The sequence below is a fragment of the Microcystis sp. M53603_WE2 genome (assembly GCF_030065435.1).
Map to the genome: position 1 here is coordinate 1 of NZ_JASJFF010000878.1, position 4,319 is coordinate 4,319.

General features: G+C 43.8%; 8 protein-coding genes. All 8 read right to left on the minus strand.

Features of this window, described 5'->3' with window-relative positions:
- Positions 1-172: 172 nt before the first annotated feature.
- On the minus strand, positions 173-481 hold the full coding sequence (locus tag PX481_RS18640; RefSeq protein WP_002752921.1) for a DUF2442 domain-containing protein: 309 nt from the start codon (positions 479-481) through the stop codon (positions 173-175).
- Positions 462-698, minus strand: a complete 237-nt coding sequence (locus PX481_RS18645; protein WP_002763445.1) for a DUF4160 domain-containing protein — start codon at positions 696-698, stop codon at positions 462-464. The genes PX481_RS18640 and PX481_RS18645 overlap by 20 nt, the downstream gene beginning before the upstream one ends.
- A 142-nt stretch (positions 699-840) precedes the next feature.
- On the minus strand, positions 841-891 hold the full coding sequence (locus PX481_RS18650) for a hypothetical protein (protein ID WP_230400958.1): 51 nt from the start codon (positions 889-891) through the stop codon (positions 841-843).
- A gap of 190 nt (positions 892-1,081) precedes the next feature.
- Positions 1,082-1,450 carry a hypothetical protein gene (locus tag PX481_RS18655; RefSeq protein WP_002752923.1) on the minus strand — a complete coding sequence of 123 codons (369 nt, stop codon included), beginning with the start codon at positions 1,448-1,450 and terminating at the stop codon, positions 1,082-1,084.
- Positions 1,447-1,722 (minus strand): hypothetical protein, encoded by a 276-nt coding sequence (locus PX481_RS18660; protein ID WP_002752924.1) that lies wholly within the window; start codon positions 1,720-1,722, stop codon positions 1,447-1,449. The genes PX481_RS18655 and PX481_RS18660 overlap by 4 nt, the downstream gene beginning before the upstream one ends.
- Before the next feature lie 249 nt (positions 1,723-1,971).
- Positions 1,972-2,337: a clan AA aspartic protease gene (locus PX481_RS18665; protein ID WP_002763443.1), complete on the minus strand. Its 366-nt coding sequence runs from the start codon at positions 2,335-2,337 to the stop codon at positions 1,972-1,974.
- The gene (locus tag PX481_RS18670; protein ID WP_002739245.1) at positions 2,334-2,609 is read right to left on the minus strand and encodes a hypothetical protein; all 276 of its coding nucleotides are present in this window, start codon (positions 2,607-2,609) and stop codon (positions 2,334-2,336) included. Before PX481_RS18670 ends, PX481_RS18665 begins: the two co-directional genes overlap by 4 nt.
- A 246-nt stretch (positions 2,610-2,855) precedes the next feature.
- Entirely contained in the window at positions 2,856-3,671 is an 816-nt protein-coding gene (locus tag PX481_RS18675) for a hypothetical protein (RefSeq protein ID WP_069474479.1), read from the minus strand.
- Positions 3,672-4,319 lie beyond the last annotated feature (648 nt).

The window sequence follows — 4,319 nt, forward strand, 5'->3', positions numbered from 1 at the left end:
AATTTTCCCCCTGATCACTCCCATACCTGGTACTTTTTGATTGACAAAAAGTCTAAAAGTCTTACCCAACAAGGTTTTTAGATTTATTCAGCAAACCCTAAGTAAATTTTGATATAAATTACAGGGCAAGAATGGAGGAGTTTGGGTGGCACAACAGAAACATTGTCCCCATTTACTCGGTTACAGTTTGTCTGCGAGTTGTTAACCATCGATTCAGGGAGCGTGAACTCTCGCTACTGCGCCGACCAGCTAATAGTCCTTCGATACCAATATGCTCATCTAGATCGAGCCATTCGATAGCACATCCATCCGCTAAGAGTTGCCAATTTTGACGCTCGGCGGGGGAGGCGTGCAGTAAACGAGGGTACCATGTTAGCGGAACGGTGATGCTGCGACCGTCGGCTAGGTCGATTATTAATTTATCGTCGGTTAGGGTCACTTGATGGGCAATTGGCTCGGTTTCAAGGGTCAAAGTAATCATGCCATGCGGTTAGGATTGCGGGTTGATGTTCTGTTATTAGTTTAGCAATCTGGTTTAATTCATGTTCTTTGAATCCTCGGTTTTTCTCTAAGGTAATGGGATCAAGCCAATATTTAGCGAGTTTGCGATCGCGTTTGACATGGATATGGGCTGGCTCTCGTTGATCTGAACTGAAAAAGATAAAACTGTAAGGCCCAACTTGAAGGACGGTAGGCATGAGAAAAGCTATTTTAAAGGTATATTTAGCTCTATGCTCTTATTATATGTCAATTTCTCTAATTCACAATTACCCACAAAAAAAGAGACCCTTGCAGATATCCTGTTGTAATACCTTCAATTAACGCTTAGTTTTTGTCTGCCTAGGCGCGGCGGCGCTTGAAGCCAGCCCCCAGAGCGACGACGGCCCCCAGACCAACGAGAGCAGAGGGTTCCGGGGTTTGAGCGGGAGGAGCGGCATCGCACTTTAACCCACAGTTTCAATCAATGTGCATGGTGCGTTCCCCAAAAATCGATCGCTGGAGCAGTAGGAGCCATATTAGGGAACGCACCCTACGGCTGCGTTGTTAGACCGCGCCTCACCGAATCTCTTCTAGCACTGGCTCATAAGGCTTCAATCTTGACCTTACCGCCCTCAATGTTATCGACCTGCAACCGATATCTGTAAAGCAGCGCCATTCCTAGTAGAGGCTCTGTTTCTGATTCTGCAATATCAATCTCTTGGTACTGCCCATCCCATATCACAGTCCCAGTGTACAGATCAAAATAAGTTTCACTGCCATCACCCAGCGTGACAAAATCAGAACCACTCCAAGGTAAATTTAATGTAGCGATGATTGTAGAGGGCAAAGATAAAAATCCATTGAACCCAGTATCAATCACCGCGTCAACCGCTTGCAGTTGCCGATTTGAGTTTCCGACTACAATCCTTAGCGTGGCTTCACGCCGCAAATTTACAACACCTTCCATCATGGATTTTTCTTCAAACTCCGTGCCCCGAAATGATAAACAGCGCGATGTCCGATACGAATGATCCAAGGTTGGGCATCGGGGTGACGTTCAAAGAGTCGATTAGTTGCAGGCACAACGTTTTCATCGACTTCAAACTCTCCAGTTTCAATGTCGATCGCTACAATCTTACCTTCATTACCGGCTTCGACTTGCTGCCGAATGCCAGATTCGTAGAGTTTTTGCCCTCGCTCGGCTAACTCATCTTTGGGATAACGCCGTTGACGAACTGCCATAGGGTTGACCTCAACTCAGTATTTTGCCTTAATGATACTCTGATTTATTCTAACGAAGTGCTCCCGCTCTACTACTGATGAGCCGCCTCATCGGAAGCCCCCCAGTGGTGCACTTCAAATTTGAATCGGCGCTTCAATCAATGTGCATGGTGCGTTCCCCAAAAATCGATCGCTGGAGCAGTAGGAGTCGCCTTAGGGAACGCACCCTACAAGATCGGCGTGCTGCTACGCAGTGCCTTCGGCATCGCACTACAAATCATCAATCGTTACCAACCCACCTTCCGTAAACTGAATCACAAGTTCATGGCTATCTAATAAAGCAGTTCCAACCAGGGGTCGCCGCCCTGTGGCAAATACACGAGTTTCTCGCTCCTCACCATTCCAGATAATAATTGCTTTGTGAAGAGGCAGCATTACTTGGCTGTTGTCTGCTAAATTCGCACGCATATCGTACCTGAAAGGAAGATTCAGTAATGCTACTGCTTCGGGTGGTAAACAAAGCTCATCTGTAAATCCTGTATCTACTACAAACTCAATCGGAAAGTCAGCGCGATTTGGAATCCGAAATGGGATAGTGATAAGCGGGTGTCCATTAGCCACAATACCTGAAATCACTTAACTACACGCTCCATAACACCCCCACCAAAAGCGGCAGCAACGTTGTAGCCAATTTTGATCCCAAAGAGCCGAGCATGGGGGTGTTTCTCGCTCAATAAGTCAGCAGCGTGTAAGCCATTTTCATCAACTTTGTAGTCACCTGTTTCAATGTCAATGATAACCATCTTGCCAATGTTTTCTTCAACTTCCACCTCTTGGCGGATTCTGCTTTCGTACAGTTTCTCTGCACGTTGAGCAACTTCTTCACGGCTTAAAAGGATTGCTTGCATATACTAACTCCTGATTACGATTTGACTTCTGGAGACCCCTCTATAATATCTCACAGGTCTGTAGGATGAGCTAATGCCCATCCTACTACGTCTCTACAAGATCAGCGATCTGCTACCCAGTGCCTTCCGCATCGCACTTTAACCCACAGCTGCAATCAATGTGCATGGTGCGTTCCCCAAAAATCGATCGGTGGAGCAGTAGGAGTCGCCTTAGGGAACGCACCCTACGGCTTCCAACACATACTCTTAGAAGTCTGCTCGGCAACCTTTGACCTCACTCTGTTTTGGGAATTCTTGAATAGCTCTGATTCGTTCTACTGTTAAGGTTGGACGATTTATGCATTCACCATCTCCTCCCACTTGGATTAAATACTCTCGACCTTGCGAATTATTGAACTGGCGAATCATTTTTAACTCAACTCCTGCTCCAATCAATGTATAGGCAACTGCTTTTACGGTATTCATGTCTACTCCTGAACCAAACCAAATAGCATTTGTAGGTACTCCTGGAAGTTGGGAAGCAGATGTATTTAGCTTAACACCCAAAGCTTCTAGCCGCGATTTCACAATATTAGGATCTACATTTTTGGGAAAATACTGTACTGTGATGCCTCTTCTTTGATCAGCATTTCCACTAATTTTGTTTAGTGACTGACTAGCCTGTAAACTCTGACCAATCTGACCCTTATTCGGATTGTTGATGTTCTCCTGACTCCATCCAAGTTTCTCAAGAATATTGCGAATGAATTTTGTATCACTTCCTGTTACATCGAGTTTTGATTGCATTATATTAACAGTTTGCAATAGCTCGGAGTTTTGCTTATTAACTTGAGATAGATTATCGCTCAGATTCTTGATCTGGGAATCTTTTTTTGCTTCTGTTGCTTTAGATTCTTGCTCCTTACGATAGCCAAAATATACAGTACTACAAGCACTCACAATTATTAAGGCTAGTAAAATGAATTGCCAGATTTTATGTTTCTTATCTTTGGGATCTGCATAAAGTGAAATAACGCCCGAAAATAGTCCAATTAGGGAAGTGATAATTAATTCAAATGGCATAAAAATTTAGATTGATTTGCTAATGTTACAATTTCGCAGCAATTTGCTTATTGTGTCTCAGCATAAAAGATGTATAACTAAATCTTATAAAGAGACTTTCCGTATAACACTCTCCAGAGTAACAATATAGGTCAACTTCTAGCATATCACCCCATTTAGGCGCAATCGCCCGAACTTTTCCCAATATCACGCCCAAAAGCGTGTTAGCCAGATTAGCTTACTGCAAACAATCTCCTTTTAAGGAGACTTATCACAGAAGCTTTCTAGAAATCTAGCAAAGATTCTTATATCTGGCTGCACTTTGTCACAAAATTTCACTATTATTTCGGGTAAGGTATGGTAAATCCCTTGATAGATTCAATCGGGACTAACTTCTGGGAAAACCGCTATAGATCTCCTGCAAAAATCAAAAATCTGACCTTAGCTGAGGAGAATCCGAGACAGGAGGAGAAAAAAGACAGGAAAATTTAGTACAAAAGCTCTGCTCTCCCTGCTCTGGCGCTCCCTAGCTTACCAGAGGTCGATTATTCACCAAATGGTATCAAAAAAATCGGGTCTAAAACCTCGTCTTTACTCGTTTTATTATAACAGGATTTGGGATCACAGCTGCAATAAATGTGCATGGTGCGTTCCCCAAAAATCGATCGG